Annotated in this window: 3 protein-coding genes; all 3 read left to right on the forward strand. The window is 60.7% G+C overall.

Features of this window, described 5'->3' with window-relative positions; genetic code table 11:
* Positions 1-1,136 (forward strand): hypothetical protein (locus EOS_RS47295; protein WP_047896964.1); only part of this gene is annotated, 1,136 nt, incomplete at its 5' end.
* 46 nt (positions 1,137-1,182) lie between these two features.
* Entirely contained in the window at positions 1,183-3,516 is a 2,334-nt protein-coding gene (locus EOS_RS35850) for a hypothetical protein (RefSeq protein ID WP_152693241.1), read from the forward strand.
* A gap of 507 nt (positions 3,517-4,023) precedes the next feature.
* A partial coding sequence (locus tag EOS_RS35855) for a TssA family type VI secretion system protein (RefSeq protein WP_047896966.1) occupies positions 4,024-5,013 on the forward strand: 990 nt, incomplete at its 3' end.

A 5,013-nucleotide genomic window follows, 5' to 3' on the forward strand; every position in this document is an offset into this window, starting at 1 on the left:
AGGCGCTTCGTGAGCAGCTTCTAATTGATCGGATCGCCACACGGGCAAAAAACCTCCAGTCTCTGGTTGAAGTGTCGCGTCTGCTCGGCGCCGGGGACGACGCCGGTGAAAGCGAAGGTCGTGTGGGCGCCATCGGCGAGCTGCCGCCTCGTGGCCGAGCCGAGGTGCTTTCGAGATTCTCCAGTCGTTTTGAGAAGTTTCACCCCGTCGAAAGGCAGCGCGTGTTCGACTGTATCCTGGAGGCAACGTCGAATCTGCTGCCTGCTCATCAGGGGCGGCCACTGGCGGCACTAGCTCGCAACATCGGAAAGCTGGACACCGGGGACGAAAGGGCGAGGGCATTCGACAGGCTCATCAGACTCGCAGACAAGATTCCTGATGAGGCGTGCACCGCGCTGCTCCATGTACTCGCGGAGAGTCTGTGGAAACTCCTGGCAGACGACAGAATCACGATGTTTGACAGGCTCCTGACCGCCACCGATACGCTTCGCTGCCGCAATGAAAATCGGCCGCCCGCTTTGCCGGTGGACAGTCTGGCCTACGCGCTCAGCAAGCTGCCTGGTACAGCAGGGCGAGAGAGAGTAAATAGCCTTGTTGGAATGATCGAAGCGTTGCCCGACGAGGAGCGTTCGCAGGCGCTCGAGAAACTGGCCTCCAATGGAGGCTCCCTGGATGTGTGGCACGGGGGGACCAAGGTCATGTTTACTGCCGTACTGGATGCAATCAGCCGGCTTCCTTCGGGCTATCGGGCGCGACCGCTGGCCGCACTGAGCGGCAAGATCGGCGTACTACGCAACACGGAACTCGCGGGCGTAGCTAACCGCGTCCTCGATATGATTCAGGAACTCGAGCGCGATGACGTGACAGCCGTCCTGATCCTGGCATTCCCGGTCGATCAAGTCGTCGAACGTTTGGTAGACGGTGACAGAGGCGCCATGTTCAACAGGGTTCTGGTCGTGACTCGCCGCCTCCTTGAGGGTGACCTGGCCTGGACTGCGGATTTTCCGGTGCGTCGCTTGTTTAGAACGAGTGAGTTGCTTCCCGATGACGTACGGGACAACGCGTGGAACTCCCTTCTTGCTACGGTCGAACAGTTGCCGGCCGATCTGCGCGGCTCGTTCCCGGGCGGCTGGTAGCCCGCTCGACGGGTATTCAATATCGGCGGACCAGGGCGGGTTTCCGGTGTACACGGACAAATCGAATGAAACACACTACACCATGGGTGGAGCAATGCATCTATTTGGGTCTTCTTCGCCGGACCGGCGTGCCCCTGAGTACCGGTCCACTCTGAACGAGAAGCTTCCGGGCCGTTCGCTGAGCCGTGTTGCGCCCGCGAATACATCCGACAGGAAGGCGGCCACGCTGAAACTGGCGTGCAATGAGATCGACAAAGAGATCAACCGGGATTCCTCAGGAAAAGTGATATCTGAATACCTCAAGGCATCGTTGGGTTATCACGGCGAATGTGGTAACACGGTGTTCGAGCACGCCGCGCTGGAGTTGAGCAGGAACACCTGGCCGTGGCCTTTTAGCAAGGAGATCACGTGTAGCTCGGTCGACCTGATGGTGAAGATTTATATCTCCGCAGTCGAGACGGAAAAGGCGTTTACCGCTGACGGCAAGCTCAATGACGAGGACTTCATCCAGTTCATTGTCGACCATCTGGACTGTGAGCAAACGAGTCCTGACAAGATGCGAGACCGGATTCCGGTGAGGTATCGCGACAGGGTTATTCTGGAAACGGATCGGCGTGGTCAGCAGGCATCTGGACCGGTGCTCACAAACAGAACCGTCAGGCTGAACAACATTGAGTTCCGCTTGTGGATCGAGCCGTCGAGCGAGCTGGAAAGGTTGCCGCCGGAAGTGCTCCTGCACATGGTCGGATGTTTGTCCCGGCCAAAGGATCGCCTCAATCTCGCGGCGGCGAGCCAGACGATGGACCGCGTTCTTGATCGCACTGCGCGATTTGACAGACTGATCGGGCAAGCGTCCAACATCATGCGTCTGAGAGATGTGTCCCGGTTGCTCAGCATCGTGGCCGACGCCATTTCACCCGGGGGCCGTGAAGGCGGTTCTGGCGGATTGTCCCTCGCTTCGTGGGCCAAGGTTCTTTCCGTGGCGGTGAGCCGTCTCTGGTTGGTACCTTACAATGAAAGGGGGCATGCATGTGTAGATATCCTAAATGTAACATTGGACCTCAGCCGGCACCATCCGGACCCCGTATTGCTGGGCATTACGGTGTGCGAGTTCGACTGGGGGTACTGGCCGGCATTGGGCGAGATTCGCGAGCCGGCTCTCAAGCAGATCTTCACGGCTGCCGGCGGGCTTTCTGGCGCGGAGCGCGCAGCCGTGCTCTCGAAGCTCGCAGTTTCTATTGGGGAGCACCCCATCAGGGATGATGTGTTTCACGAATGGAAACGAGCCGTGTTTGACGAACTCAAGATGGCCGCCGGTGACCTTCTTCGCAACCGTCCAGATCCGCACGCGGCGTCGCTGGTGGGCGATTTGGCCCGGCCGATGCGCCTGCTGCCGGCCGAGGAGCGGAAGAATGCGGTAGAAGACCTCTTCGCTATGGTCGATGGGTGGCCAGACGGGTTCCGCGCGGGCGTGCTCGCGGATCTGGTTCACAGTCTCCTCGGGGACCGCGGGAATGCCCTGGCCTATTTGCCGATCACCGTCGTCAAGGCGATCGTAGACACAATCCAGACACTCCCTTCGGCTTACCGGGCCGAACCGTTGATTGCGTTGCGCTATCAGATCGGGCGGGCAAGCGGCGCGAACTGCGTGCAGGCAACCGGTTATGTTCTCGACGCGGTCGATGGCCTTGATGATGCGGACCTGTCGGCCGATCTGTTGACGGCGACGCCGGTTCGTGACGTTCTCAGGACGATGCCGTCGCGTAAAGCCAGGTTCGACATGTTCGAGCGCCTTCTGGATATCACCGTACGTTTTCTGCAAGTCACTCCGGTTGAGTATGCGGTGCTACCGCTGGATCACCTGAGCAATGCAATCCAGGAACTACACGTTGGTGATGAGGAGGCGGCCTATATGATGTTTGCTGAACGGGTTGCGCCACTTAACGGTGGAATCGCGCCTTGCGAGGGATTTTTTAGTTCGAGAATCGAGACTCATCCAGAGCAGACGGCGAAAGGAATTCGCAAAACGCTCGACGTCATCGGACACTATCCACCGAAATTCCGGGTTAAAGCGTTGGCGACAGCGGCCCGCGAGATTCGAACGATGAAGGGCTCGACAGAAGATAAGGCGACCGCGATCATACGTACCCTCGGCATGATCGAAAGCCTTCCGGAACGGGATCGTGTCAAACCACTGGCGGAGCTGGCCGCGTCGCTCGGCGCCCACCCGCAGGACGTGGAATCGGCCGCGTTCGATCCGATTGTGCACGCCGTCCAGGACCTTCAGGTGACCTATCGGCTTCGCGTCCTGAACACACTAAATTCCCACTGGAATGATCGTCGTGCGGATCACCTCGTGGCGGCGGTTTTGTCGCAGTAGGTGCAGCGTGCCGGCATCCCCCGGTGAGCGAGCTTGCCGCACCGGCAAGCCATGATCGCGATCACGTGCCCGCGGGTGTCGATGGATGTCATGCGTTGCGCGACCTTAAGAAGCGCTCGACCGGCTTTCCCGCCAGCGTACGGGAAAAGGCGCGGGGCAAACTTTCTGAGAGGCGATCTCCCGCTTGCGGGACAGCATCTCCGAGATGTTCGTGGACGCAGACGAAGCGCAGCGGGACTGACTTCATGTGACGGATGGAAGATGTCGCCGCGGTTTCCAAGTCAGGGTCCGGGGCGCAAAACTTTCGCCAAAACGCAAAGGCTGTCGGAAAAATACCGTCGGTGGTTGCCGCCCATTCGCACGTGCCTCATTGTTCGACAAAGAGCGAGTGCGGGTTGCGGCACGTATCCCAGGCGTTGCAGGCAGGACCGGGCCAGCAGCTCGAAATCTTTCCCGATGGCGGGCGAAGAGGGCAGTTGAACAGCAACGTGCGCGAACGAGGACGGTATGGGGGGGCAGGAAATCGCAGTGCCGCCGAACGGTAACGTTCGCGAAGGTGACGCATTCGCCATTCTGCAAGTCGAGATTGACAAGTTGACCGATATCCATGGGACGTCGGCTGTCGACTGGTCGATCGTCGCGACGCGCGGCGAGTCTGTTCTTCGCGACGAAGGTCAGGATCTGGCGGTAGCCGTATGGTTCGCCATCGCCCGGCTGCAACTGTCCGGCCCTGGAGGACTGGCTGAGGGTGTGCGGGTGTTGCGCGACGTCATTACGCTGAGCTGGGACACGATGACGCCGCCGCCGGCCCGGCTTCGCGCGCGGCGGAATTTAGCCACCTGGTTTATGGACAGGGTCGAGGACTTGCTGCCGGGAGACAGGCTGTCGACACTCCCCTCTCTCCCCGCTACCGTCCTTGCCGGACTGACGGATGACTGGAACGCAATCGACGCGTTCTGGCGGGAGCGTGACGCGGAGGCACCGCCATTGCACCGGTTGCGGCGCGTCCTGACGCGTCTGACGTCGGAGGTGGATACTCATATAGCGCTGGCCCCCGCTTCAGACAGCGCGGTTCCTGTGCCGAAAGCCGACGCGCCTGCGGCAGGCAGTGCCGTGCCTGCGCGTACCACGTCTGCCATGCTGGCCAATCCGTTGCCCGTGCCCTTGCCGGACACGGCGGACGTCGATCAACTTGAGCGCGTCGCCTCTGAAGTGCTGCGCGGACTGACACCGCTTCTCGATATCTGCTTCACGCGGCAGCCGACTCTTGCATTCGCGTATCGGCTCAATGGCGTCGTCGCGTGGTCGCTTCTTGACGCAACACCGTTAGCGAGCGCGGGGGAGACGAGAATCCCGCCGCCGCCGGTTTCCGAACTCGACGCCTTGAGCCGGATGACGGCGGACGCCGATCCCCTTGCGCTTGCGCGCTTTGCGCAGGCACGCCTCGCGACCTTTCCTTACTGGCTGGATCTGTGCCGGCACACGCATGCCGCGTTG

This window comes from Caballeronia mineralivorans PML1(12) (assembly GCF_001028175.1).
Lineage (GTDB): Bacteria > Pseudomonadota > Gammaproteobacteria > Burkholderiales > Burkholderiaceae > Caballeronia > Caballeronia mineralivorans.